This is a genomic window from Micromonospora sp. NPDC047740 (assembly GCF_043204735.1).
Lineage (GTDB): Bacteria > Actinomycetota > Actinomycetes > Mycobacteriales > Micromonosporaceae > Micromonospora.
Map to the genome: position 1 here is coordinate 1 of NZ_JBIDCT010000031.1, position 25,788 is coordinate 25,788.

23 protein-coding genes are annotated in these 25,788 nt (G+C 72.6%); 9 read left to right on the forward strand and 14 right to left on the reverse strand.

Annotated elements, in window-relative coordinates; translation table 11 throughout:
• Positions 1-122: 122 nt before the first annotated feature.
• A complete protein-coding gene (locus tag ACGF4F_RS34995; protein ID WP_357445396.1) occupies positions 123-779 on the reverse strand; it encodes a DedA family protein in 657 nt (218 codons plus the stop codon).
• A gap of 221 nt (positions 780-1,000) precedes the next feature.
• Positions 1,001-1,357 (reverse strand): glyoxalase, encoded by a 357-nt coding sequence (locus ACGF4F_RS35000; RefSeq protein ID WP_073837993.1) that lies wholly within the window; start codon positions 1,355-1,357, stop codon positions 1,001-1,003.
• A gap of 158 nt (positions 1,358-1,515) precedes the next feature.
• On the opposite strand from ACGF4F_RS35000, the gene ACGF4F_RS35005 reads away from it, so the two are divergent.
• Positions 1,516-4,371: an aconitate hydratase gene (locus tag ACGF4F_RS35005; protein WP_357445398.1), complete on the forward strand. Its 2,856-nt coding sequence runs from the start codon at positions 1,516-1,518 to the stop codon at positions 4,369-4,371.
• Between the two features lie 93 nt (positions 4,372-4,464).
• On the opposite strand, the gene ACGF4F_RS35010 is transcribed toward ACGF4F_RS35005, so the two are convergent.
• The gene (locus ACGF4F_RS35010; RefSeq protein ID WP_357445401.1) at positions 4,465-4,890 is read right to left on the reverse strand and encodes a roadblock/LC7 domain-containing protein; all 426 of its coding nucleotides are present in this window, start codon (positions 4,888-4,890) and stop codon (positions 4,465-4,467) included.
• 66 nt (positions 4,891-4,956) lie between these two features.
• A complete protein-coding gene (locus tag ACGF4F_RS35015) occupies positions 4,957-5,121 on the reverse strand; it encodes a hypothetical protein (RefSeq protein ID WP_357445404.1) in 165 nt (54 codons plus the stop codon).
• A gap of 363 nt (positions 5,122-5,484) precedes the next feature.
• Here ACGF4F_RS35015 and ACGF4F_RS35020 point away from each other — a divergent pair, with 363 nt between their 5' ends.
• A complete protein-coding gene (locus ACGF4F_RS35020; protein WP_357445407.1) occupies positions 5,485-5,733 on the forward strand; it encodes a DUF2630 family protein in 249 nt (82 codons plus the stop codon).
• 105 nt (positions 5,734-5,838) lie between these two features.
• Here the strand turns inward: ACGF4F_RS35020 and ACGF4F_RS35025 are convergent, their stop codons facing one another.
• From ACGF4F_RS35025 to ACGF4F_RS35035, 3 genes are all read right to left on the reverse strand, one after another.
• Positions 5,839-6,768 carry an RIO1 family regulatory kinase/ATPase gene (locus tag ACGF4F_RS35025; protein WP_357445410.1) on the reverse strand — a complete coding sequence of 310 codons (930 nt, stop codon included), beginning with the start codon at positions 6,766-6,768 and terminating at the stop codon, positions 5,839-5,841.
• Positions 6,769-6,945: 177 nt separating this feature from the next.
• A complete protein-coding gene (locus tag ACGF4F_RS35030; protein WP_357445413.1) occupies positions 6,946-7,590 on the reverse strand; it encodes an HAD family hydrolase in 645 nt (214 codons plus the stop codon).
• Between the two features lie 57 nt (positions 7,591-7,647).
• Positions 7,648-8,490: a carbon-nitrogen hydrolase family protein gene (locus tag ACGF4F_RS35035; protein WP_357445416.1), complete on the reverse strand. Its 843-nt coding sequence runs from the start codon at positions 8,488-8,490 to the stop codon at positions 7,648-7,650.
• 102 nt (positions 8,491-8,592) lie between these two features.
• On the opposite strand from ACGF4F_RS35035, the gene ACGF4F_RS35040 reads away from it, so the two are divergent.
• The 6 genes from ACGF4F_RS35040 (at position 8,593) to mug (ending at position 13,060) form a co-directional block, all read left to right on the forward strand.
• The gene (locus tag ACGF4F_RS35040) at positions 8,593-9,165 is read left to right on the forward strand and encodes a TetR/AcrR family transcriptional regulator (protein WP_073837960.1); all 573 of its coding nucleotides are present in this window, start codon (positions 8,593-8,595) and stop codon (positions 9,163-9,165) included.
• A gap of 104 nt (positions 9,166-9,269) precedes the next feature.
• Positions 9,270-10,190: a TIGR04222 domain-containing membrane protein gene (locus ACGF4F_RS35045; RefSeq protein ID WP_357445420.1), complete on the forward strand. Its 921-nt coding sequence runs from the start codon at positions 9,270-9,272 to the stop codon at positions 10,188-10,190.
• Complete coding sequence (locus ACGF4F_RS35050; protein ID WP_393084522.1) at positions 10,187-11,032, forward strand: DUF692 domain-containing protein; 846 nt, start codon at positions 10,187-10,189, stop codon at positions 11,030-11,032. The genes ACGF4F_RS35045 and ACGF4F_RS35050 overlap by 4 nt, the downstream gene beginning before the upstream one ends.
• A complete protein-coding gene (locus ACGF4F_RS35055; RefSeq protein ID WP_393084525.1) occupies positions 11,029-11,586 on the forward strand; it encodes a hypothetical protein in 558 nt (185 codons plus the stop codon). Before ACGF4F_RS35050 ends, ACGF4F_RS35055 begins: the two co-directional genes overlap by 4 nt.
• A gap of 32 nt (positions 11,587-11,618) precedes the next feature.
• Positions 11,619-12,380: an SDR family oxidoreductase gene (locus tag ACGF4F_RS35060; RefSeq protein WP_387278332.1), complete on the forward strand. Its 762-nt coding sequence runs from the start codon at positions 11,619-11,621 to the stop codon at positions 12,378-12,380.
• Entirely contained in the window at positions 12,377-13,060 is a 684-nt protein-coding gene (gene mug, locus ACGF4F_RS35065) for a G/U mismatch-specific DNA glycosylase (protein ID WP_393084528.1), read from the forward strand. Before ACGF4F_RS35060 ends, mug begins: the two co-directional genes overlap by 4 nt.
• 31 nt (positions 13,061-13,091) lie before the next feature.
• On the opposite strand, the gene ACGF4F_RS35070 is transcribed toward mug, so the two are convergent.
• From ACGF4F_RS35070 to ACGF4F_RS35090, 5 genes are all read right to left on the reverse strand, one after another.
• Complete coding sequence (locus tag ACGF4F_RS35070) at positions 13,092-15,074, reverse strand: ABC transporter ATP-binding protein (protein ID WP_393084590.1); 1,983 nt, start codon at positions 15,072-15,074, stop codon at positions 13,092-13,094.
• A gap of 131 nt (positions 15,075-15,205) precedes the next feature.
• Complete coding sequence (locus tag ACGF4F_RS35075) at positions 15,206-16,627, reverse strand: RNA-guided endonuclease TnpB family protein (RefSeq protein WP_393084531.1); 1,422 nt, start codon at positions 16,625-16,627, stop codon at positions 15,206-15,208.
• A 200-nt stretch (positions 16,628-16,827) separates the two neighbouring features.
• Positions 16,828-17,595 (reverse strand): enoyl-CoA hydratase/isomerase family protein, encoded by a 768-nt coding sequence (locus ACGF4F_RS35080; protein WP_393084534.1) that lies wholly within the window; start codon positions 17,593-17,595, stop codon positions 16,828-16,830.
• Positions 17,596-17,641: 46 nt separating this feature from the next.
• Positions 17,642-17,869, reverse strand: coding sequence for a helix-turn-helix domain-containing protein (locus tag ACGF4F_RS35085; protein ID WP_007462679.1), 228 nt, complete (start codon positions 17,867-17,869; stop codon positions 17,642-17,644).
• 246 nt (positions 17,870-18,115) lie between these two features.
• Positions 18,116-19,723: an ABC-F family ATP-binding cassette domain-containing protein gene (locus ACGF4F_RS35090; RefSeq protein WP_357445435.1), complete on the reverse strand. Its 1,608-nt coding sequence runs from the start codon at positions 19,721-19,723 to the stop codon at positions 18,116-18,118.
• A gap of 246 nt (positions 19,724-19,969) precedes the next feature.
• Here ACGF4F_RS35090 and ACGF4F_RS35095 point away from each other — a divergent pair, with 246 nt between their 5' ends.
• A complete protein-coding gene (locus tag ACGF4F_RS35095) occupies positions 19,970-20,884 on the forward strand; it encodes a neutral zinc metallopeptidase (RefSeq protein WP_357445438.1) in 915 nt (304 codons plus the stop codon).
• 122 nt (positions 20,885-21,006) lie between these two features.
• On the opposite strand, the gene ACGF4F_RS35100 is transcribed toward ACGF4F_RS35095, so the two are convergent.
• Both ACGF4F_RS35100 and ACGF4F_RS35105 read right to left on the reverse strand, forming a co-directional pair.
• On the reverse strand, positions 21,007-21,660 hold the full coding sequence (locus ACGF4F_RS35100) for an acVLRF1 family peptidyl-tRNA hydrolase (RefSeq protein WP_393084537.1): 654 nt from the start codon (positions 21,658-21,660) through the stop codon (positions 21,007-21,009).
• A 95-nt stretch (positions 21,661-21,755) separates the two neighbouring features.
• Positions 21,756-25,466, reverse strand: coding sequence for a M12 family metallo-peptidase (locus tag ACGF4F_RS35105; RefSeq protein WP_393084541.1), 3,711 nt, complete (start codon positions 25,464-25,466; stop codon positions 21,756-21,758).
• Positions 25,467-25,788 lie beyond the last annotated feature (322 nt).

Sequence of the window (25,788 nt, forward strand, 5' to 3'; positions counted from 1 at the left end):
CTACTCGGCCTCCTGACACATGAGATAACCCGAAGGGCCGGCCCCCACCAGGGGCCGGCCCTTCGACACACCCAGAAACGGCCGACCCCCAACAACGGGGCCGGCCCTTCGGCGTCTCCGGGTCAGTGGTCGCTGCCAGCGCGTACCGGCGCGGCCTCGGCGGCCGGCTCCGCCGACTGCAGCCGGTGGGCCCGGCGCCGCAGCCACCAGGTGCTGGCCACGCCGGCGAGCACGGCGAGCGCCAGGCCCGCCCAGGAGATGTCCTTGAGCCAGTGCTCGGCCGCCCGGCCCACGGTGAACAGCAGGTACGTGGTGCCGAACGCCCAGACCAGACCGCCGGCCGCGTTGGCCAGCAGGAACCGGCGGTACGGCACGTGCAGCGCGCCGGCCAGGGGGCCGGCGAGGATCCGCAGCAGCGCCACGAACCGGCCGAAGAAGACCGCCCAGACGCCGTGCCGGGCGAAGCTCTGCTCGGCGCGGGCGAGGTGCGCCGGGCCGAGATGGCGGGGGAAGCGCCGGCCCAGCCGTTCGAGCAGGGGGCGTCCACCGCGCCGGCCCACCGCGTACCCGACGGAGTCCCCGACGATGGCGCCGGCCGCGGCGGCGGTGGCCACCCAGTGCGGCTCCACCACCCCGGTGGCGGCGAGCAGTGCGGAGCTGACCAGCACGATCTCGCCGGGCAGCGGAACGCCCATGCTCTCGACGCCGATCACTCCGGCGACGATCAGGTAGACCACGCCCGGGGGAAGCGCGGACAGCCAGTGTTGTACGTCGAGCACCCGCCACCCCTTCCGGTCCGGCCTCGAACCCTACCCCCGGGTGCCAGGTGTCGGCGGTCCGCTCAGCCGGCCACCACCCGGCCGGGCCACCCGGCCCGACGCCGCAGGGCACCGCTCGTCGGTGACGTGCCGTCGAGGTCGCCGGACCGCTGTGACAGCCATGACGTTCCACCGACCCGCGTCCGCTCGGGCAGGGCGGTCGGCGATGGGCGGTGGGCGTGTCAGGCGGCGGGGGCGAGGAACTCCAGGCGGTTGCCGTGCGGGTCGTGGGTGTGGAACCGGCGCATGCCGGGGATCTCCTCGTCGCCCCAGAACACGGGGTGGCCGGCGGCGACCAGCCGGGCGGCGAGCGCGTCGAGGTCGGGGCGGAGCAGGGCCGGGTGCGCCTTGCGGGCGGGCCGGAAGTCGTCCTCGACGCCGAGGTGCAGCTCCGCGCCGTACCCGGTGAACCAGCAACCACCGCGGGCGGCGAGAACGGGCGGCTTGGCCTTCTCGACGAGGCCGAGCAGGCCGACGTAGAAGGCCCGGGACGTCTCCTCGGAGCCCCGTGGGCAGGCGAGCAGGACGTGATGGATCATGATGGCACCTCCTCGTCCCGAACCCTGGCACGAGGTTGCGCGAATAGCAAGACGGACGTACGGTTTTGTTGAGCGCCGGGCGCAGGTAAGTGTCGCCTAACCACGGCAACACCTGGGCCGGTGCGACAGACTGCTCAGGACTACTCACGGTCGCTGGTGTGAAGGAGTACGACGTGGCGAGCCTCGACACCTTCGGTGCGAAGACCCAGCTACGCGTCGGAGACGCGAGCTACGAGATTTTCAAGATCGGCAAGGTGGAGGGCCACGACCGGCTGCCCTACAGCTTGAAGATCCTGCTGGAGAACCTGCTGCGGACGGAGGACGGCGCGAACATCACCGCCGACCACATCCGGCAGCTCGGCGCCTGGGACCCCACCGCCGACCCGAGCGTGGAGATCCAGTTCACCCCGGCCCGGGTGCTGATGCAGGACTTCACCGGCGTGCCCTGCGTCGTGGACCTGGCCACCATGCGAGAGGCGGTCCGCGACCTCGGCGGCGACGCCACCAAGGTGAACCCGCTCGCCCCGGCCGAGCTGGTCATCGACCACTCCGTCATCGCCGACCTGTTCGGCCGCGAGGACGCCTTCCAGCGCAACGTCGAGCTGGAGTACGAGCGCAACAAGGAGCGGTACCAGTTCCTGCGCTGGGGCCAGACCGCGTTCAACGAGTTCAAGGTCGTCCCGCCGGGCACCGGCATCGTGCACCAGGTCAACATCGAGTACCTGGCCCGTACGGTCATGGAGCGCAACGGCCAGGCGTACCCGGACACGGTCGTCGGCACCGACTCGCACACCACCATGGTCAACGGCCTGGGCGTGCTGGGCTGGGGCGTCGGCGGCATCGAGGCCGAGGCGGCGATGCTCGGCCAGCCGGTCAGCATGCTGATCCCGCGGGTCGTCGGCTTCAAGCTCTCCGGTGAGATGCCGGCCGGCACCACCGCCACCGACCTGGTGCTCACCATCACCGAGATGCTGCGCAAGCACGGCGTGGTCGGCAAGTTCGTCGAGTTCTACGGCCCGGGCGTGAGCGCGGTGCCGCTGGCCAACCGGGCCACCATCGGCAACATGTCCCCGGAGTACGGCTCCACCGTGGCGATCTTCCCGATCGACGCCGAGACCGTCCGCTACCTGGAGCTGACCGGCCGCGACCCGCAGCAGGTCGCGCTCGTCGAGGCGTACGCCAAGGAGCAGGGCCTCTGGCACGACCCGGCCCGCGAGCCGGAGTACTCGGAGCGCCTGGAGCTGGACCTCGGCACCATCGAGCCGTCCCTGGCCGGTCCCCGGCGCCCGCAGGACCGGGTGCCGCTGGGCAGCGCCAAGACGCTGTTCCGCTCCGCGCTGACCGACTACGTGGCCGAGGAGGCCGCCGGCGTGGCGAAGGAGCTCAGGCCGGGCGTGGCGCGCGAGCAGCTGCCCCGCGGCGCCGCCGGCCCGGCCGACGAGGCCAGCGCCGAGTCGTTCCCGGCCAGCGACCCGCCGGCCAACGAGTTCAGCGACCCGGCCGACGAGCCGCGCGACCTGGAGACCGCCGCGGCGGGTGCCGGTGGCCGCGCCACCAACCCGATCCGGGTCACCGGCGCCGACGGCGTCGAGTACGAGCTGGACCACGGCGCCGTGGTGATCGCGGCGATCACCTCCTGCACCAACACCTCCAACCCGCAGGTCATGATCGGCGCCGCGCTGCTGGCCCGTAACGCCGTGGAGAAGGGCCTGTCCCGCAAGCCGTGGGTGAAGACCACCCTGGCACCGGGCTCCAAGGTCGTCATGGACTACTACGACCGGGCCGGCCTCACCCCTTACCTGGAGAAGCTCGGCTTCAACCTGGTCGGCTACGGCTGCACCACGTGCATCGGCAACTCCGGCCCGCTGCCGGAGGAGGTCTCCGCCGCGGTCAACGAGGGTGACCTCGCCGTCGTCTCGGTGCTGTCCGGCAACCGGAACTTCGAGGGCCGGATCAACCCGGACGTCAAGATGAACTACCTGGCGTCCCCGCCGCTGGTGGTCGCGTACGCGCTCGCCGGCACCATGGACATCGACCTGGCCAACGAGCCGATCGGCGAGGACAGCCAGGGCAACCCGGTGTTCCTGCGGGACATCTGGCCGAACAGCGCCGAGATCCAGGACGTCATCGCCTCGGCGATCGGCGCCACCGGCTTCAGCTCCGCGTACGCCGACGTCTTCGCCGGCGACGAGCGGTGGCAGTCGCTGCCGACCCCGACCGGTGACACCTTCGCCTGGGCCGGCGAGTCCACCTACGTCCGCAAGCCCCCGTACTTCGAGGGCATGGCGAAGGACCCGAAGCCGGTGCGGGACATCGCCGACGCCCGAGTGCTGGCCAAGCTGGGCGACTCCGTGACCACCGACCACATCTCCCCGGCCGGTTCGATCAAGGCGGACTCCCCCGCCGGCAAGTACCTGGCCGAGCACGGCGTGCCGCGGCACGAGTTCAACTCGTACGGCTCCCGCCGGGGCAACCACGAGGTGATGATCCGGGGCACCTTCGCCAACATCCGGCTGCGCAACCAGCTCGTCCCCGGCGTCGAGGGCGGCTTCACGGTCAACCACCTGACCGGCGAGCAGACCTCGATCTACGACGCCGCGATGGCCTACCAGGAGGCGGGCGTCCCGCTGGTCATCCTGGCCGGCAAGGAGTACGGCTCCGGCTCGTCCCGCGACTGGGCGGCCAAGGGCACCATGCTGCTCGGGGTCAGGGCGGTCATCGCCGAGTCGTACGAGCGGATCCACCGCTCGAACCTGATCGGCATGGGGGTGCTGCCGCTGCAGTTCCCGGTCGACACCACCGCCGAGTCGCTGGGGCTCACCGGCACGGAGACCTTCTCCATCGCCGGCGTGACCGCGCTGAACGACGGCGAGACCCCGCGTACGGTGAAGGTAACCACCGACACCGGCGTGGAGTTCGACGCCGTGGTCCGGATCGACACCCCCGGTGAGGCGGACTACTACCGACACGGCGGCATCCTGCAGTACGTGCTGCGTCGCATGATCGCCAGCTGACGACGTACCCCAGAACGGGCCCCTTCCCGCGCGTGCGGGGAGGGGCCCGTCGACGTCGTACGGGGACTCGTCAGTCGGCTGCGGTCCGACCGGTCATCGCGCCGGGCTCTCCCCCGTGGCCGGTTCCCGGGTCGGCGTGGCGACGAACCGGCCCACCCGGGTGACCAGCATCGCCATCTCGTACGCGATCAGGCCGACGTCGGCGTCCTCGGCGGCCAGCACGGCCAGGCAGGCGTTGCGCCCGGCCGCCGTGACGAAGAGGAACGACGACTGCATCTCGATGATCGTCTGCTGCACCTGGCCGCCGCCGAAGCGCTTGCCCGCGCCCCGGGCCAGGCTCTGGATGCCGGCCGCCATCGCCGCCAGGTGCTCGCCGTCGTCCCGGCTCAGCCCCCGGGACGCGGCCATCAACAGGCCGTCGGTGGAGAGCGCCACGGCATGTTCCGCCTGCTTGACCCGGCCGACCAGGTCATCGAGCAGCCACGTCAGATCCGCGCTCGAAGCCGTCTGCTGCCCCACTCGTCGTCCTCTTTTCCCCTGCTGGTGTGCCGTGCTCGTCTGGGATGCGCCGGTGCGGCGTTCCCGTCAGGTCGCCTGCTCGTGCGCGATGCCCGGCCCACGGCCCACCGCGCCGGTCTCGGCCTGGCGGGTGACCGTCAACGGCGCGTCCACCGTGCTGCGTCCCATGCGGACGGCCGGCGACAGCCGCGCCGGCAGTCGCTCCCGGTCACCCGCCGGCAGTTCGGACACGGCCGCGGTCCCGCCAGCGCCTGCGTCACGGTCACCGCGTCGTACCCGGATGCCCGGGCGCCGAGCACGTCGACGCCGTCCCGGCCGAGTCTGGGCAGGCCCGAGGCGCGGCCGGCGACGCGAGCAGGGCGAACAACCTGGTACGGAGACTCCTACCACGGGAACCCATCACACCATCCTGGCGGGCCATTTCGGTCACGTGCCCGATGGCGTACATCGACCCATCCGATCGACACCGGCGCACGGTAGCAGCGTCCGGACCTTCGCTCAAGCGAACCTGATCATGGCGCTGGGAGCCGGCCCGGCGGCGCGCAGCGAGGAGAACCCGGGCGCGGCACCGCCCCCTGTGCCAAGCTTCGGGGCATGGACGACAAGACCATCCTGAACCGGATCTCCGAACTCGTCGACGAGGAGCACCGGCTGCGCGCGGCCGCGCAGGAGAACGAGGCCGGCACCGACGACACGGCCCGGGAGCGGCTGCGGGCCCTGGAGGAGTCCCTCGACCAGTGCTGGGACCTGCTGCGCCGCCGCCGGGCGGCCCGCCAGGCGCACGGTGACCCGGACGCCCAGGGCGCACGCCCGGTCCCGGAGGTCGAGCGCTACCTCCAGTGATCGGCGGTCCCGGCGGCGCCTGGCAGTGGCAGCGCCGGCGGCCGGACCGACGGACCACGCACCGGCGTCCCGGGCGGGACAGCACCCGCCCGGGACGCGGCGCGCTCAGCGGATCCCCGCCTCCTGCAGCAGCAACTCGGTCAGCTCGACCGGGTCGGTGTCCGCGGCGGGCAGGCCCCGGGCGGTGAACCAGCTGCCGACCACCCGGACGTCCCGGGCCAGGAACTCCGGCCCCTGCGGGTTGGCCACCACGTCGACCACCTGCGGCAGGTCGATCATGACCAGCCGCCCCCGGTGCACCAGCAGGTTGTACGGGGACAGGTCGCCGTGCGCGTACCCGGCCCGGGCCAGCACGACCAGGGCGTCAACCAGTTGCTCCCACAGGTCGCGCAGCTCGGCGCCCTCGGGACGGAGCTGGGCCAGCCGCGACGCGGCCTGCCCCTCCTCGGCGTCCCCGACGAACTCCAGCATCAGTTCGGTGCCCAGCAGCTGGACCGGGTACGGCACGGCGATCCGCCCGGAGGCGGCGCCGATCTCCCAGAGCCGGGCCAGGGCGGCGAACTCGGCCGCCGCCCACTGCCCGGCGATCATCTGCCGGCCGAACGCGGTCCGCCCGGCCATCGCCCGGTTCTCCCGGGACCGCCGGACCCGGCGCCCCTCCAGATAGCCGGCATCACGGTGGAAGAGCCGGTGCTGGGCGTCCCGGTAGCGCTTGGCCGCCAGCAGGCAGGAGCGGTCGGTACCAGGCACCGCACGGCGGACCAGATGGACGTCCGCCTCCTTGCCGGTCTTCAGCACGCCGAGTTCGGTATCCTTCGCGGCCAGCTCAGTGACCAGCCACGCGGGATACGGCTCGGGCCCGTGCACGGCCTCGTCCCAGGAGGACCAGCGGTCCTCAGGGTCGGGCTCGTCCTCGGGTTCGGCGAGGGCCGGCTCGGCGTGCCGGCCCCGCTTCAGGAAGTACGGTTCGTCGTCGTCGAAGCGGCTCTTGCCGCGGCCACGGCGCTGCGGCGCCGGGAAGTCGTTATCACGCACGGGTGGGTTGATCCTTCGATCGAGGCTGGTGGAGGCAGGTGGAACGACCCTGCAAAGACGGCCATGACCGACCTCCTCTCCTCGACCGGGCACCGCCCGGCTGCGCCCTCGCGCGGCACCATGCTCACCACCGGACGCGGGCGGGTCAACCGATTTACGCCGCGCGGGTGACGGCGGTCAGCCCGCCAGTACGGCGGCCACCGCGGCGATCAGCCCGTCCACCGTGCGGGTGGGGGCGAACCGGTTGTCCGACCAGCGGCGGCCGCGGTGCAGCCAGACGCTGGGCAGGCCGACCGAGGTCGCCCCGCCGATGTCCGCCTCCGGGCTGTCCCCGACCACCCAGGCGCCGCGCAGCGGCATCCGGGCCCGCTGGGCGGCGAGCGCGAAGATCCTCGGGTTGGGCTTGCTGACCCCGGCCTCCTCGGAGATCACCCAGTCGGCGACGTACCGGTCGAGGCCGGTGCGGCGGATCTTCGCGTCCTGCTGGCGTACCGCGCCGTTGGTGACCACCACCGGCACCCAGCCGGCGTCGTCGGCGATCCGCAGCGCACAGGCGACCAGCGGGTCCAGCCGGGTGTGGGCCACCACCCCCTCGTGCAGCTCCTCGACCAGGTCGATGGAGGGGATCCGCAGCTCGTACCGGTCGCGGATGGCGTCGGCGACATCCCACCGGTCGGTCAGTCCGTCCGCGTCGACGGAGACCAGCCAGTCGAGGTCGGTGGGCGGGGCGCCGATGCCGTCCAGGAAGCGCTTACCCCAGGCGCGGAACGGCCCATCCCGGTCCAGCACGGTGTTGTCCAGATCGAGCAGGAGCAACGGCACGCGGAGACCTTACGGGACCAAGGTGTCCGGCCGACAGGGCCCGGCGACCGCGCCTTGTCAGGCGCGCAGGGCCACCCGCGGAAGCCCCTGGTCCGCGGGGCGGTCGGTGAGCATGGTGTGCGCGGCGCGGGTGGCCGCCAGCGCGGCCGGGTCGAGAGTGGCCACCAGCACGTCCTCCCCGGTGTCCGCGCCCCGGGCGAGAGGTCGGCCCTCCGGGTCGTACACCGCGGCGCCGCCGTTGAACCGCCACGGGTCGGCGCCGTCGACCGCGTTGGCGAAGACCACGTACATGGTGTTGTCCAGGGCCCGGGCGGCGTAGTAGAGGTCGCGGCGGTGCTCTGAGCCGGCCAGGTAGCCGCTCGGGCAGAGGTAGCCGTGTGCGTCGTCGGCGGCGGCGGCCCGGCCGTGCTCGGGGAAGCAGCCGTCGTAGCAGATGCCGAGACCGAACCGCCAGTCGTCGACCAGCAGGGTGGCGCCGCGCCGGCCGGGGTCGAACAGCTCGCGTTCGCCGCCCCAGAGCTGCTGCTTGTCGTACGCCGCCCGCACCGCGCCGGCCGGGTCGACCACCAGCGAGGAGATGGTGCGCCGCCCGTCGGGGTGCCGGACCGCCGCCCCGACCACCACGGTCGTCCCGCCGTCCCGGGCGGCCTGGCGCAGCGGGTCGAGCCGCGGGTCGTCGACCCGGCCGTCCGCGTCGGCCGCCACGTGGGTGCCGGTCGGGTCGGCCGCGAGGGTCGGCGGGTGGTAGGCGGGCAGGAACAGCTCCGGCAGCACGACGATCCGGGTGCCGGCGGCCCGGCCGACGAGGCGGGCGGCGGTGGCGGCGTTGCCGGCGACGTCGCCGGGGACCGGCTCGGCCTGCACGGCGGCCACGGTCAGCGGGTGGGCGGGCACGGTCATGGGCCGATCCTACGGGCGGGGCCCCGGAACGATCATGCGGAGGCGCATCTCAAGCCGTACGTACGGTTTGCATCGGCGGGACCCACCTGGGACGATCGGTCCGTGCCCAGAGTAAGCCAGGACCAGCTCGACGCGCGCCGGCAGGAGATCCTCGCCGCCGCGCGCGCCTGTTTCGCCCGGCACGGCTACGAGGGCGCCACGGTCCGCCGCCTGGAGGAGGCCACTGGGCTGTCCCGCGGTGCCATCTTCCACCACTTCCGCGACAAAGACTCGCTCTTCCTCGCCGTCGCCGAGGACGACGCGGCGGTCATGGTGGAGACGGTCGCCCGCAACGGCCTGGTCCAGGTGATGCGGGACCTGCTGGCCCGGGCGGTCTCCCCGGACACCACCGGCTGGCTCGGCAGCCAGCTGGAGGTCTCCCGGCGGCTGCGGACCGACCCGGCGTTCGCCAAGCGCTGGGCGGAACGCTCGGCGGCGATCGCGGAGGCCACCCGGGAACGCCTGCTCCGCCAGCGGGAGGCGGGGGTGCTCCGCGACGACGTGCCGATCGACGTGCTGGCCCAGTTCCTGGAGCTGGCGTACGACGGGTTGGTGCTGCACCTGGCGATGGGCCGCCCGGCCGGCGACCTGGGGCGGGTGCTCGACCTGGTCGAGGAGGCGGTCCGCCGCCACTGACCGCCCGCGCCGTATCTCGGTCCGGTAACTCGGTCGACGGGCCGGCTGCCTCCTGGCGGGTCTGCTCCACAATGGGCCGCGACCCCCTCGCGACAGGAGCAGAGATGACCATCCTCGCCGCACCGGGCGACACCTGGGGCATCGCCGGCCCCGTCTTCCTGCGCTGGTACCTCCTCGCCGCGGCCGTGCTGGTCGTGGGGACCCTGGTGCACCGGTTCCGCGCCCTGGCCGGCACTCCGGTCGACGGGGGCGCCGCGCAGCTCGGGCCGCAACAGGCCGCGCACCTCAACGGCGGCGACCAGCTGGCGGTCTGGACGGCGCTCGGCGGGCTGCGCCACGCCGGCGTGGTGACCGTGACCCCCGACCGGCGGCTCACCACCGCCGGCTCACTGCCGGCCGGGGTCACCCCGCTCGACCAGGCCATCTACAACGCCGCCGCGCGCGGCGTGCACTCCCGGGAGCTACGCCACGACGAGTGGGTCACCCGCGCCCTGGAGCAGCTCCGCGACGGCCTCCAGCAGCGCGGCCTGGCGCTCGGACCGGAGCAGCGGAACGCCCTGCGGCGCGGGCCGATGCTGATCGCCGCCCTCCTGGCGCTCGGGGTGATCCGGGCGTTCGTCGGCCTGTCCAACGGCCGGCCGGCCGGCTTCCTCCTGCTCAGCCTGGTACCGCTGTTCATCGCCTTCCTGCTGCTCGCCCGGGCGCCCCGGCGGACCCGCGCCGCCGACCGGGCGCTGCACGAGCTGCGCAACCGGCACACCTGGCTGCGACCTTCCGCCGCACCCGCGTACGCCACGTACGGCCCGTCCGCCGCGGCGATGGGCGTGGCGCTGTTCGGCACCGCCACCATCTGGGCCATGGATCCGGGCTTCGCCGACCAGGCCGAGATCCAGCGCCAGGCGCTCGGCGCGAGCGGCGCCGGCTCGGCCGGTTCGAGCAGCTCCTGCAGCAGCGGGAGCTCGTGCGGCGGGGGCAGCTCCTGCGGGGGCGGCGGCGGATGCGGCGGCGGCGGGTGCGGCGGATGACCAGCACCTCGCCGGCCCCCACCCCGACCGGGCCGTACGGGGTCGGCGTCGGGTGGCGACCGGAGATCGCCGGATTCGTGGCCGGCCTGCCCGGGCTGCGCTTCGTCGAGGTGGTGGCGGAGACGGTCAACCCGGCCGGCCCGCTTTCCGACGGCCTCTCCGAGCTGTGCGAGCGCGGGGTCACCGTCGTACCCCACGGGGTGAAGCTCTCCCTCGGCGGTGCGGAGCCGGTCGACCCGGCCCGGCTGGCGCACCTGGCCGGCGTGGCCGCGGCGGTGAACGCCCCGCTGGTCAGCGAGCACATCGCGTTCGTCCGGGCCGGCGGTCTGGAGGCCGGTCACCTGCTGCCGCTGCCGCGCAGCCGGGAGGCGGTCGCCGCGACGGTGGCGAACGTGCGGCGGGCGCAGGCCGAGCTGCCGGTGCCGCTCGCCCTCGAGCCGATCGCCGCGCTCTTCGACTGGCCGGACGACGAGCTGGACGAGGCCGACTTCCTCACCGAGATCCTCGACGCCACCGGGGCGCTGCTGCTGCTCGACCTCGCCAACGTGCACGCCAACGCCCGTAACCGGGGCGGCGACCCCCGCGCGCTGCTGGACCGGCTGCCGCTGGACCGGGTCGCCTACGTCCACGTGGCCGGCGGCGCCGAGCAGGGCGGCTTCTACCACGACACGCACACCGACCCCATCCCCGTCGAGGTGCTCGATCTGGTCGGTGAGCTGTGCGCCCGGCGCCGGCCCCCGGCGCTGCTGCTGGAACGCGACGGCCACTACCCGCCCGCCGCCGAGCTGCGCGGCGAGCTGGACGCGCTCGCCGCCGCCTCCGGGTACCCGGTGGTCACATGACCCGCACCCGCCGCGACCGCGCCGCCGGGGCGGATCCGGCCGCCCCGGGCGCGACGCGACCCGCCGCTCCCCCGGCCGGGCCGCCGCCCGCGCCCGGTGCCGCCCCGGCCGATGCGGGCCTGGCCGCGCGGCAGGCGGAGCTGGTCGCGGCGCTGGTCGCCGGTGGGCCGCTGCCGCCCGGGTTCACCCCCGGGCCGGTGGCGGCGGCCCGCCAGGCCCTGCTGCGCAAACGCGCGGGCGACGTGGCCCGGCACTGGCCGCTGCTCGCCGCCGGCCTCGGCGCCGGCTGGTCGGCCACGTTCGCCGAATGGGCGGCCGGCCGGCCGACCAACGGGTCGCTGCGCGACGGCTGGGACCTGGCCCGGGAGCTGCGCGACCACGACAGGCTGCCGGCGCTGGGCGCGGAGGAGCTGGCCAGCCGCGAGGCCGCCACCCGCTACGACGGCCGCACCACACCCCGCCCCCGCCGGCTGCCGGCCGTCGCCCGGGCCGGCGACGCCGTCGCGGTGCAGCTCGCCGGTCGGGTACGCCTGCTCCGCCCGGCCCACCGCTGACAGCCGGTCCCGGGTACGGCAGGATCGGACACATGGATCTCGGACTCGCCGACCGGGTGTACGTGCTGACCGGCGCCTCCCGTGGCCTCGGCTTCGCCACCGCCGAGCAACTCGTCGCCGACGGGGCACGGGTGGTGATCTCCGCCCGCACCCCGGAACGGGTGACCGCAGCGGTCGAAGCGCTCGGCGGGCCCGAGCGGGCGATCGGCCTGGTTGCCGACCTCACCGACCCGGGTGCCCCAGAGCGGTTGGTCGCGCTGGCGTGCGAGCGGTTCGGCCGACTCGACGGGGCACTGATCTCGGTGGGCGGGCCCCCACCGGGCAGCGCCGCCCGGGTGACCGACGAACAGTGGCGGGAGTCCTTCGAGACGATCTTCCTGGGCAGTGTCCGCACCGCCCGTAAAGTCGCCGCCGCCCTCCCCGACGGAGGCGTGATCGCGCTGGTCCTCTCCACCTCGGCGCGGAGCCCGCTGCCCGGTCTCGGCATCTCCAACGGCCTGCGCCCCGGTCTGGCCGGCGTGGCCAAGGACATCGCCGACGAGTACGGACCGCGCGGGGTACGGGTGGTCTCGCTGCTACCGGGGCGGATCATGACCGACCGCAACAAGGAACTCCTGGCGGCCAGCGGCAACCCCGAGCGCGCCCGGGCCGAGGCGGAGGCCGACATCCCGCTGCGCCGGCTCGGCGATCCGGCCGAGTTCGGCCGGGTCGCGGCGTTCCTGCTCTCCCCGGCCGCCAGCTACGTGACCGGGGTGACCGTGCCGGTCGACGGCGGCGCGCTGCGCGGGCTGTGACGGCAGGGCGACGCCGGCCCGGGGCGGGCCCGCCGGACGGGGCCCGGACCGCGGCCGGTGCGCGCCGGGCGGGGGCATCCCGCGCCGGCGGGGACAGCCCGGGCCGGACAGCCGAGCCGCCGGCCGCACCGCCGTATCCCCGCCCGACGAAGGAGCAGCTCGCGGCGGCCGCCGGCAGGCTATTGCCGGACCTGATCGCGCCCGGCCTGGACGTGCTCTTCGTCGGGATCAACCCGGGGCTCTGGTCGGCGGCCACCGGCTGGCACTTCGCCCGGCCGGGCAACCGGTTCTGGCCGGCGCTGCACCGGGGCCGCTTCACCCCGCGCCAGCTGCACCCCAGCGAGCAGGAGGCGCTGCCCGCCCTCGGCCTGGGCATCACCAACATGGTGGCCCGGGCCACCGCCCGCGCCGACGAGCTGACCGCCGAGGAGCTGGTACGCGGCGCGGAGGTGCTGACCGGCAAGGTCGAGCGGTACCGGCCGCGCTGGGTGGCGGTGGTCGGGGTGACCGCGTACCGGGTGGGGTTCGCGCGGCCGAAGGCCGGCTTCGGCCCGCAGCCGGAGCCACTCGGCGGCGCCCGGCTGTGGGTGCTGCCCAACCCCAGCGGGTTGAACGCGCACTTCACGCCGGAGACGCTCGGCGCCGCCTTCGGCGAGCTGCACCGGGCGACGAACGCCTGACCAGCCGCGCTGGTCGGCGCCGAGTCTCCGGCTAGTTGGCCGCGGCCGGCGGCAGCGCCTCCTGCGCCACGTACGTGCCCAGCGGCACGGTGGTGACCACCGGCTCCGGCTGGTCCGGCTCGGCGTACGGAGCCGGCGAGTCGGCCACCGCGAACTGGGTGCGGTAGAGCTCGGCGTAGAGGCCACCCACGGCGACCAGTTCCTCGTGCCGGCCGCGCTCGACGATCCGCCCCTCGTCGAGGACGAGGATCTGGTCGGCGTCCCGGACGGTGGAGAGCCGGTGCGCGATCACCAGGGCGGTACGCCCGGTCAGCGCCACGGACAGCGCCCGCTGCACCGCCGCCTCGCTCTCCGAGTCGAGGTGGGCGGTGGCCTCGTCGAGGATGACGATCGACGGGGCCTTGAGCAGCAGCCGGGCGATGGCGATGCGCTGCTTCTCGCCGCCGGAGAAGCGGTAGCCACGCTCACCGACCGTGGTGTCGAGCCCGTCGGGCAGGGAGCGGACCAGGTCGGCCACCTGCGCGCCGGCCAGGGCCGCCCAGATCTCGTCGTCGGTGGCGTCCGGCTTGGCGTACCGCAGGTTCTCCCGGATGGTCTCGTGGAACAGGTGGGAGTCCTGGGTGACCACGCCGATCTCGTCGCGCAGCGAGGCGAGGGTGGCGTCCCGGACGTCGACGCCGCCGACCAGCACCTGCCCGTCGGAGACGTCGTAGATCCGGGAGATCAGCATGGACAGCGTCGACTTGCCGGCACCGGAGGGACCGACCAGGGCCACCATCTGCCCGGGCTCGACGCTGAACGAGACGCCCTTGAGCACCGGCTCGTTGACCGTCCGGTCCAGCGTGGCGACCTCTTCCAGCGAGGCCAGCGACACCTCGGCGGCGCTCGGGTAGCGGAACCGCACGTCCCGGAACTCGACCCGGCCGCTGCCCCGGGGCACCGGCACCGCGGCGGGCTTCTCCTCGATGCCGGGCCGCAGGTCGAGCACCTCGAAGACCCGGTCGAAGGAGACCAGCGCGCTCATCACGTCGACCCGGACGTTGGAGAGCGCGGTGAGCGGCCCGTAGAGCCGGGTGAGCAGCAGCGCGAGCTTGACCACGGTGCCGGCGCTGACCGCGCCGGTGACGGCGAGCCACCCGCCCAGGCCGTACGTGAGGGCCTGCGCGAGGGAGGCGACCAGCAGCATGGCCACGAAGAAGGTCCGCGAGTACATGGCGGACTGGATGCCGATGTCCCGGACCCGCTCCGCGCGGCCGGCGAACCGGCGTGCCTCCTCCTCGGGCGAGCCGAAGAGCTTGACCAGCAGCGCGCCGGCCACCCCGAACCGCTCGGTCATCGTCGCGTTCATCTTCGCGTCGAGGTTGTACGACTCGCGGGTGATCTCGGCGAGCCGCCGGCCGACCCGGCGGGCCGGGATGATGAAGATCGGCAGCAGCACCAGCGCCAGCAGGGTGATCTGCCAGGAGAGGATGAGCATCGCGCCGGCGGTGAGCACCAGCTGGATGACGTTGCTGACCACTCCGGACAGGGTGGAGGTGAACGCCCGCTGGGCGCCGAGCACGTCGTTGTTGAGCCGGCTGACCAGCGCACCCGTCTGGGTGCGGGTGAAGAACTGCAGCGGCATCCGCTGGACGTGGTCGTAGACCCGGGTCCGCAGGTCGAGGATGATGCCCTCGCCGATCCGGGCCGAATACCAGCGCTGGGCCAGGGAGAAGAGCGCGTCGGCGACGGCCAGCGCGGCGATGATCAGGGCGAGCCGGACCACCGTCGAGCGCGCGTCGGGACCGCCCTTGGCGATCGCGTCGATGACGTCACCGGCGAGCAGCGGGGTGGCCACCCCGACCACCGCGGCGATTACCACGGTAAGCAGGAAGACGACGATGTCGCGCCGGTACGGCCGGGCGAACGCGACGATCCGCCTGGCGGTGCCGTGCTTGAGCTGGTGGGTGGAAACCTGATCGCGGTCACGCATCGACCGGAGCATGCTCCAGCCGCCCATGCCGCCACCGGCCATCGGGTTGGACACTCGTCACCTCCGGGTCGTCGAGCAGCCCTGAACCGTCGGGTCAATTCTCCCGACGACTACGACAACCTCGTGAGTAACCCGGATCTTCCCGTACGGTCCTTACTACCTTATTCTGCTTCCTACTTCCTGCTCGTTGTTGAGTGGTTCGGATGGTTCGCTCTCCGCTCGGCCGTGGTGGCTGGGCTGGAGTCCTGGACCGGCAGTCTGGTCCGGTGGCGATCGGTCCGGTCCTGCAGGATCTGCTTCACCCTATGGTGTGGGGTGTGCAGGGCGATGTCGGGGTCGCCGGCTCTTTGCAGGATGTTGATCGCGGCGTTCACGTCGGCTTGCCACACCACCCCGCAGCGGGTGCAGTGAAACCTGTCCCCGCTTCGGCGGCCGAAGTCGCCGCAGCGGTGGCAGGTTTGTGAGGTGTAGGCGGCGTTGACGGGAACGTGCGCAGAACCTCTGCGCTCCGACACGCTTTTCAGGGCCTCAGCGGTGACTCCTTTGGTCCATGCCGCGAGACGCCGGTTGATGTTCTTGGGAAGCTTCTTGCGCCCGGTGAAGCATGTGGTGAGATCTTCGGCCACGACAGTGGCAGCCTTGTCCACGACCTCGTGCACGGCGGTGAAGATCTCCGTGCGCACCCGCGCCCGGTGCCGGGCGGCCTGCCGCTCCCGCTTCACCGTGCCAAGGTTGTTGACCTTGATCCGGTGCGCTTTCGCATGGTCGCCACGCGCGGCGGCGGTGTTGGCAATCGAGCGCAGCTTCGCCCGACGCCGGTTGCGCTCTTTCAACCGGTCCGACTCACGGGTCAGCAGCATGCCGAGTTGTTCACCGTGGGGCTGACCGTCGGAGTCGGTGAGGGCTTCGGTGTACCCCTTGTCCACACCGACCCTCGCCTCGCCGCACGGCCGCTGCGACGACCGCATCCCCGAGGCGTCGATTTGATAGTGCACCTCGACCCGCCCGCCGCGCAGGATCAGCCGCAGCGTCCCGGTCGGGGCGACGGTCGTGGACAGCGGGATCCTGACCATCTTGCGGCGTTCGAGGCCGGGTACAGCCAGCCACAGCCGACCGCGCCGGTCAACGGCGGTGTTGTGCTTGTCGGCGCGTACCACGATCTGATCGTGTGTGTGGTTGCGGCCTCGCTTCCAGTGCTTGCGCATCTGCCGAGCCAGGAAAGGATCGTCAGCCCACCGGTCGGCCTTCAACGCGGTGAACATCCGCTTCCGCTCGCCCGGATCGTCGGTGCGCCGCGTGATCGACCGCTGGACCTCGACCTTCGCCGCCTCCATGCTCGCCGCGATGTCAGCCATGGCGTCGCGGACGGTTTCCTTCCACGCATTCGCCAACACACCAAACGACGCATGGGTGCCGTCAGCCAGCCACCGCTCCCGCACCTGCCGGTCCCGCAACCCGGACCCGACACCGTTGATCGAGCCGTACCGCTGCCACACCTCACTACGAACCCGACCCAACCGACGAGCCTGCTCCACCAAGGCGGCGTACTTACCCGCATTTATGCCCGTCGAGTAAGCGATGCGTGTGACCTTCACCGCTGACCAGCCCCGGTCAGGTCCGCTCCGTCGAGTCCCTCAGCACGCGTGCCCGCCAGCGGATCCACCACCAGTTCCTGCCGCCGGGACAACTGCACCCGCCCGGCAAACTCACCGATTCGGTAGACGTTACGCACGACAAGCAGCCATAGATAGGCATGTAGAGAAAACCGACAACTAGTCACACTTCCCCGTCCGGGCTATTCTCCCCGCCCGGCCAGATCGCGCAGTCGGCGGGTCTGCGCCTCCCGCTCGGCCCGCTGCTGCTCCGCGTGGCTGCGCTCGGCGGCGCCAGCGAGCAGCGCCTTGATCTCCACGATCGCGTCCCGGTTGTTGGCCAGCAGGCCGGCGGCCAAATCCCGCACGGTGGCGTCCAACTCGGCGGTCGGCACCACGAGGGTGGCCAGCCCGATCCGGTCCGCCTCGGCGGCGTCCATCCGGCGACCGGTGGCGCAGACCTCGAGGGCCCGGGAGTAGCCGACCAGATCGAGGAGGCGCTTGGTGCCGGCCAGGTCGGGCACCAGGCCGAGGGTCACCTCGGCCATCGAGAGCACGGCGTCCTCGGCGAGCACCCGCAGGTCACAGGCGAGGGCGAGCTGGAACCCGGCGCCGATCGCGTACCCCTGCACGGCCGCGATGGAGATCACGTCCGGGCGGTGCAGCCAGGTGAAGCCGGCCTGGAAATCGGCGATGCGGTCCGCGCACTCCTGCTCCGGCAGCGTGGCGAGCTCGGCGAAGGAGCCCGGGCCGGCGGCGCCGGCCACCGACAGGTCGAGACCTGCGGAGAAGGCCCGCCCCTCGCCGCGTACGACCACGACCCGGACGTCGCCGGGCAGATCGCGGGAGAAGTCGCTCATCGCGCGCCACATCGCCGCGGTCTGCGCGTTGAGCACGTCGGGCCGGCACAACGTCACCGTCGCAACCGGCCCGTCGCAGTCGAGTCGCACTCCGGTCGTTGCGGAGGTCACGGGACCATCCGGAGTACAACGCTGATGGACGACGCTGGTGAGCGGGTCACGCCTTCTTGCGACGCCGGGCACCGCCACGCTGCCGCAGCTGCACCCCGGACTCGGTGAGCACCCGGTGAATGAACCCGTAGGAACGGCCGGTCGAGGCCGCGAGCGCACGGATACTCTCACCCGAGGTGTACCGCTTTACCAGGTCCTTGGCGAGCGTCTGGCGCTCGGCTCCGACGATCCGGCGACCTTTCTCAGTGCTGGTGGCTGTGCCGGTGGCTGCCATGCTGATCCCTCACGTCCCAGACTGTGCGGTTCGGATACGGTCCCACCTATTAGACCGCCTCGAACGATCATGCGCCAGATATCAACTAATCGCCAACCGACACGCTATGCAATGTCAGCTTCCCGATAGAGTGATGCTACTGACCGGTCAGGTGGCTCCGCCCGGCTGGATCATGGTGAGCCGTCCGGCCGGCCGATCCGTCCACTCCCTCGGGTGACCGGTCTGCTCGGCTGCCCCGGGGTCGGATCAGGCCAGTTCGACGAGTTCGAGAAGGTCGTCGCTCCACGCGTCCTCGTCGCCGTCGGGCAGCAGGATGGCGCGGTCGGGCTTCAGCGCCGTCACCGCGCCGGGGTCGTGGGTGACCAGCACGATCGCGCCGGGATAGCGGGCGATCGCGTCGAGCACCTGCTCCCGGCTGACCGGGTCGAGGTTGTTGGTCGGCTCGTCGAGCAGCAGCACGTTGGCGCCGGAGCAGACCAGGGTGGCCAGGGCCAGCCGGGTCTTCTCGCCGCCGGAGAGCACCCCGGCCGGCTTGTCGACGTCCTCGCCGGAGAAGAGGAACGCGCCGAGGATCTTGCGCAGGTCGGTGTCGCTCTGCTCCGGGGCGGCGCTGCGCATGTGATCCAGGATCGTCCGCTCCACGTCCAGGGTCTCGTGCTCCTGGGCGTAGTAGCCGAGCCGCAGCCCGTGGCCGGGGCGCACCTCGCCGGTGTCCGGCTCCAGCAGGCCGCCGAGCATCCGCAGCAGGGTGGTCTTGCCGGCGCCGTTGAGGCCGAGGATGGCCACCCGGGAGCCGCGGTCCACCGCGACGTTGACGTCGGTGAAGATCTCCAACGACCCGTACGACTTGGACAGGCCGGTCGCGGTCAGCGGGGTCTTGCCGCACGGCGCCGGGGTGGGGAACCGCACCTTCGCCACCTTGTCCGCGACGCGTACCTCCTCCAGGCCGCTCAGCAGCTTCTCGGCCCGGCGGGCCATGTTCTGCGCGGCCACCGTCTTGGTCGCCTTGGCCCGCATCTTGTCGGCCTGGGCCATCAGCGCGCCGGCCTTCTTCTCGGCGTTGGCCCGCTCCCGGCGGCGGCGCCGCTCGTCGGTCTCCCGCGCCTCCAGGTACGCCTTCCAGCCCAGGTTGTAGACGTCGACCACGGACCGGGTGGCGTCCAGGAACCAGACCTTGTTGACCACCGCCTCGAGCAGCGAGGCGTCGTGGGAGATCACGATCAGCCCGCCCTTGTGGTTGGCCAGGAAGCCGCGCAGCCAGGTGATCGAGTCGGCGTCCAGGTGGTTGGTGGGCTCGTCGAGCAGCAGGATGCCGCCGCCGTTCTCGCCCGCGTCCCGGAACAGGATCCGGGCCAGTTCGATGCGGCGCCGCTGACCGCCGGAGAGGGTGCCGATGGTCTGCGCCAGGGCCCGGTCGGGCAGCCCGAGGTTGGCGCAGATCCGGGCCGCCTCGGCCTCGGCCGCGTAGCCGCCGAGCGAGGCGAACTGGTCCTCCAGCGCGCCGTAGCGGCGGACCAGGCGCTCGTCGTCGGCGCCCTCGGCGAGCTTCGCCTCCAGCTCCTTCATCTGCGCCATCAGCACGTCCAGGCCGCGGGCGGAGAGCACCCGGTCCCGCCCGGTGACGTCCAGGTCGCCGGTACGCGGGTCCTGCGGCAGGTAGCCGATCGCGCTGCGCCGGTCGATCTGCCCGGCGTACGGCTGCCCCTCCCCGGCCAGCACCTTGAGCGTGGTGGTCTTGCCGGCGCCGTTGCGGCCGACCAGGCCGATCCGGTCACCCGGCTGCACCCGCAGCGTGGTGTCGGACAGCAGGATCCGGGAACCGGCGCGCAGTTCCAGGCCGGTGGCAGTGATCATTTCGAGGTACTCGCTCTCGGGGTCCGGAAGGGCTGATTCAGGGCACGCGAAAGCGCCGGCGGGTCATCAGTTCCCGTCGGCGCGGGGCCGTTCAGCCTTCGCAGCGCAGCACGGGGCAAGTGTACCGGGCGTGGCGCTCCCGTCCCGCCGGATTACCGGGCAAGATCATCGGGTAGCGGAAACGCCGTCCGGACCCATTCCGGTACCGCAACCACCACACACGGACGATCGGTGATCGGGGTCAACATGGAGCTGAACGAGAACGCGCGGATCGACACCAGCCAGGTGGAGGATCGGCGAGGGTCCGGCGGAGGCGGCGGGATGGGCATTCCGATCCCGATCGGCGGCGGCCGGGGCGGGATCGTGGGCATCATCATCGCCGTCCTCGTGGCCCTGGTCGGCGGCGGCTTCGGCCTCAACGCGGCGACCAGCGGCGGCGGCTCGGACCAGGGCGACAACACCGCGCTGGAGCAGAAGTGCTCGGCGCAGGACGCGCTCAAGCAGCTCGACTGCCGCAACACCCTTTACGTGAACTCGATCCAGGCGTACTGGCGCACGGCCATGCCGGAGGTCTTCGGCGAGCAGTACCAGCCCTCCAGGACGGTCTTCTTCAGCCAGGCGGTGAGCACCGGCTGCGGCCGGGCCGACTCCGGCGTCGGACCGTTCTACTGCCCGGCCGACGACCTGGTCTACATCGACCTCACCTTCTACCGCCTACTGGCCGACCAACTCGGCGCGGAGGGCGAGTTCGCCCAGCCGTACGTGCTGGCCCACGAGTACGGGCACCACGTGCAGGACCTGCTCGGCACCGAGGCGCAGATGCGCCGCCAGCAGCAGCGCGACCCGAACAACGCCAACGCGCTCTCGGTGAAGCTGGAGCTGCAGGCGGACTGCTACGCGGGCGCCTGGGCGAAGAACGCCACCGGCACCTCGGACGCGCAGGGCCAGAAGATCTTCAAGAGCATCACCGAGCAGGACATCCGGCAGGCGATCGACACCGCCGAGAAGATCGGCGACGACGCGATTCAGAAGCGGGCCGGGCGGCCGGTGAACCCGGACGAGTTCACCCACGGCACGTCCGCGCAGCGCCAGCAGTGGTTTACCAAGGGCTACTCCACCGGCGACCCGAAGGCCTGCGACACCTTCGGCGGCACCCTCTGACGTCGGCACCCGAGCCAGATCACCCTCGATCCGGGATGTAGTGGCCTCGGCATCGCGCTGAGGCCACTACATCCCGGATTCAGCACGATCTTGTAGCCGGCGCGGCGAGGTGCGGGCTCAGGTTAGTCGTGGTCGGGGTCGCGGACCAGGACGTGCACCGCGCGGGCCGCGGCGATCGCGTTGACCAGCACCGCGTGCCGGGGTTCCGGCACGTCGAGCAGCCGGTCGGCGCGCAGCGCCGCGAGCGGGGCCAGCCGGCGGTCGGCCAGCACGGTGTCCACCGCCCGGCGGTCACCACCGCCGACCAGGGCGGCCAGGGTCGCCGCCTCCGGCAGCAGCAGGCGTACCGCCAGCTCCACCGCATCGCCCAGGGCCGCCTTGGCCTGGTTGTCCCGCCGCCGGGCGAAGCGCTGCTGCGACCAGCCACCCGCGGCGGTGCGGCCCTGCACGTAGCGGGTGTCCACCTTGGAGACGACCAGCTCGGTCCCTTCGGCGACGCCGACCGCCACGGCGCCTTTGCGGGCCAGCAGCAGGCCGAGCCGGCGAGGCGCGCCGGCGGCGGCCACGAACCCAGGTACGTCGGCGCCCGGCGGGGCGCCGGGCGGGGTGTGCAGCTCGGCGGTCGCGCCGTCCGGGGCGGCGAGCAGCAGGCCGTACCCCTGGACGGTGGTGGTGGGTGGGCCGTGCCGGTCGGCGAAGCCCTCGACCCAGCGGGCGACGCGGGTCGGGTCCAGCTCGACCCACCGGCCGCCCCCGGCCGCGGGTCGACTGCTCATGCGACGACGGTACGGCATCGGACATCGTCCCGGCACGGCGGGAAATGGAACGCGGGAGGACACCGAGGTCGGCGTCCTCCCGCGCTACCGGTCGGTCAGTGGACGGTGAGGTTGCCACTCGTCAGGTTGACCTCGGCGGTCCCGTTCCCCGTCCAGTCGGACGAGAAGAGCAGGGCGCCGCCGTTCCACAGGGTGACCGCGACGGTGTCGTCCCGGCCCGGGGCGCCCCGGTCGGTCACCGTCACCGCCAGCGTCAGACCGCTGGCCACCAGCTTGCCGTTGCTGTCGTACAGGCTGGCCTGGTAGCGCGCCTGGGCCACCTTGCCGGCCGAGGTGACGCCGAGCCCGTCAACCGTGCCGGCCTTGATCGTGTAGGACTTTCCGCCGGAGCGGAACGCGATCTCAGCCTGGCCCGAGGCGGCCTTGTTGGCCGTGGCGGGCTTCGCGGTCAGGTCCACCGCGACCTTCGACTGCGCATCGGCCGGGTACGCCCCCGCCGAGCGGGTGGCGGTGATCTCGCCGTCACCGGTCAGGAACCCGCCGTCGGAGGCGGCAACCGTCACCTGCGCGGTGGTGCTGCCGGTGTAGTTGCCCCCGACCGTCGCGGTGACGGTGTGCGCGCCCTCCGAAAGGGTGGCCTCGCACGCCGCGGATGCGCTGGTGGTGTCCGTGCCGAGCAGGTCCAGCACGCCGGTGCAGAGCGGCACGCCACCCTCGGTGAAGGTGACCGTGGCGGTGCGGATGTCACCCGCGGTGGCGTCCGTCGCCGCGGGCAGCACCGAGCCGTCCTGGACGACGGCCCGCAGCAGGGCCTTGCCGGCGGCACCGCTGGTAGCGGTGGTCACCAGCGTGTCGCCGGCCCAGGTCGCCGCCGCGTCCTCGGCGGTGACCGTGACGGTGAACGAGGTGCTGCCGGCCAGGCCGGCGTCGTCGGACACCGTAACGGTGACCGGGTAGTCACCCGGGGCCGCCGTGGTGGTGCCGGTGACCGTCCAGCTCCGGGTACCGGGAAGGGCGTCCGCCGCGGAGGTGCCCGACACGGCCAGGGACAGGCCGGCGGGCAGCCCCGCGGCGGACGCGGTCAGCGCCGCGCCGGCGGTGTCGCCGTCGGTCGCGGTGACGGTGACCGTCGGCGAGAGCGCGTCACTGTACTGGACGCGGGCGCCACCGGCCGGGGCGTCGTTCGAGACCACCGGGGCGGATCGGATGGTGAAGTCGGCGTCGTTGACATCGAAGAAGATGTTGCCGATCGCCTCGATCTTGATCCGGGCCTGCTTGGTCGCCACGTTCGGCAGGGTCACCGTCGCGGTGCCGGTGTTCGCGGTCTGCCCGGCCAGCACGTACGGGAAGGTCAGCCCGCCGTCGGCGGAGAGCGAGATCTTCACCTGGCTGGCGTTCACCGGCGCCCCGTCGGTGCCGGCCACGTCCCAGGTCACCGTCTGGGTCGAGCCACCGTCCAGGACGGCGGCGGTGCCCTGCGAGGTGACCAGGAAGGGACCGGCGTTCGGCGCCAGCACGACCGCGACGTCAGCGCTGCCGACACCGCCGCCACCCAGCCGCCCGTCCCGGGCGGTGAGCTTGAAGTGCATGGTCCGGTCGTTGGTGAAGCCGACCCAGTCCCGGGTGGGCAGGAACTCGGAGTAGCAGTCGACGAGCTCGGCCGGCACGTTCGAGGCGCCCCCGGTGGGCGGCGGCGCCGGAGCGGCCGGGCAGGCGCCCGTCTTGGCGTTGGTGTTGCCCGCCAGGATCTGCTTCAGGTCGGGGAACACCCGGGTCGAGTTGGTGGTCACCGCGTTCAGGCCCGGCGAGTGGTACTTCAGGGTGTCGCTCGGCGACACGTACGCCGCCTCGCCGAACACCCGGAACAGCGGACCGTTGGTCTTGGTGTTGTTCACCAGCGCGGTGCCGGCGCTGGCGCCCCGGTCGTTCTGCTCCCACAGGTACGTCACCGTGTCGCCGTCGGAGTCGGTGGCGCTGCCGGTCAGCGCGAACGGGGTACGCACCGGGATGGTGACGGTGCCCGGCACGGTCACCACCGGGGCGTGGTTGGCGGTCTCCTCGACCACGTGGCCGCCGTTGTCGATGGCGCCGCCCTTGGCCGTCTCACCGACGAAACCGGAGGCACCGGAGAAGTTGGTGAGCGCGAGCGAGGCCACGTTGGTGTTGGCCAGCGTGCCGCCGAAGGTCACCTGGAAACCGGTGTCGTTCAGCGTGCCGCTGCCGCCGAAGGCGGCCACCGTGACGGTCGCGCCGGCCGGCCAGCCGGCGATCCCCTCGATGGCGGCCTTGATGCCGGCGGTGGTGTAGTTGACTCCCCGCACGATCGGCGCCGAGTCGTTGCCGGCGTAGTTGACGGTGAACGAGTCACCGTTGGTGTCGTAGCCGTACAGCGAGACGGTCTGCACCTCGCTGATCGCCGGACGGCTCGACGTGACGTACGTGGTGATCTCGGTGTAGCTGCGGTGCGACCAGTACGGGTCGCTGTGCGGCTGGAGGTTGTCCTGCTGGCAGATGCCGGCGTACGCCATGATGGACGACCCGCTGCCCGGCTCGTACGAGTTCGCCGCGCTGCGGTTGCCGCCCGAGCAGTTGTACTGGGTGCCGTTGAAGGTGTGGTTGCCGGCGAACTGGTGACCCATCTCGTGCGACACGTAGTCCACCGCGTAGAAATCGCCGATCGGCGTCGGCAGGCCGGTGCAGCCCTGCGCCTTGCTGTTGCCGCCGATCACGCCGAGGCTGGCCACGCCGCCGCCGTTCACGCCCAGGCCGATGTGGCCCACGTCGTAGTTGCTGGCGCCGACGAGCTGGCCGAGCACGATCCGGTTGCGGCTCAGCGTGCTGCTGCCGCACGAGCTGAGCTGCGCCGTGGTGAAGCAGGCCGCCGCACCGCACGGGCCATTCGGCTCGGTGGCCAGCGCCGGGGTGTTCAGGTTGGTCTTGTCGGTGTCGTTGATCAGGACGAGCCGGATCGCGGTCTCGTCCTCGTAGATCTGGGTGACCCGGTTCATCAGGGTGACCTTGGCGGCGGTGACGTTCTCCGCGCCGAAGAAAGTGGCGTAGGAGGGGTCGGTCACCAGCGCCACCCGGTAGGTGCGCAGCTTCACCAGTGGTCCGGCGGGGACCTCCGCCTGGGCCGCGGCGACCTCGTCCTCGAGCGCGTGCGCCGCGGACTCCACGTCCTCCCGCTCGACGAAGTCGCCGTGCGGGTTCTCCAGGTCACGGGCGAAGTAGCTCGCGTACAGGCTCTGGTCGAGGTGGTAGTAGGGGTCGATGTACCAGTTGCCGGTCACCGAGCGGACCGAGGCGTGGAAGCCGAGCGGGGTCAGGTCCGCCCGGATGGTCGCGCTCGGGTCGTCCAGGCCCTTGCCGGCGTACGTGGTGATCTCGGGGTGCGCCGCGGCCAGGCCGCCTTCCATCACCGGCGAGTCGACCAGCTCGAAGCGCTGGAACGTCCCGTCGGGCGCCGGCAGCGACACCACCTGCCGCGCGGCGCGCGCCAGGCCGCGGCGCTGCTCCGCCGGTGCCTTGTCCAGCAGGCTCTTCATGCTGCCGCGGTCCAACGTGTACGCCGTCAGCCGCTTCGCGTTGACGTTGGCCTTCCGGCCCGCCTTGGTCGACGCCGGCTTGCCGTCGACCTTGTGCCACGGACCGTTGCCGGACGGTGCCGCGGAGGCCGGCGCGGGTGCCGCGAGGGCGGGCAGCGCCGCCGCGGCCAGCACGGCGACCAGGAGGGCAGCGATCCGCCCGCGCCGCGACCGGCTGTCCGGTTTCCGGTCGCGCGGCGGACGTACCAGAGTGATCCTCAAGTCGTCTCCCAGCTCAGTGGAGGGTGGAACCGACCCGCGCCCCCGGGGGTGACCGGGCGTACGCGAGTGATTTACGAATTGGTCAGAGACCCTAGGCGCACGACGGACTCCGAACATCACCCGGAAAGCGGATGTGGCTCTGCCAGGACGGCGTCCGGTGCCCGCCCGGCGGGCGGGTATCGGCGCAGGTCACCGTCACCCCGCGCCGGGGCGGGCGGCCCGACGACTGAGCACCGGCGGTCGGAGACGGGAGCAAAAACCGTGCTTTCGGTCGGCTGAACTGCCGGTTCGACCGATGCCCGTGTCACAGACCCGCAGGGGT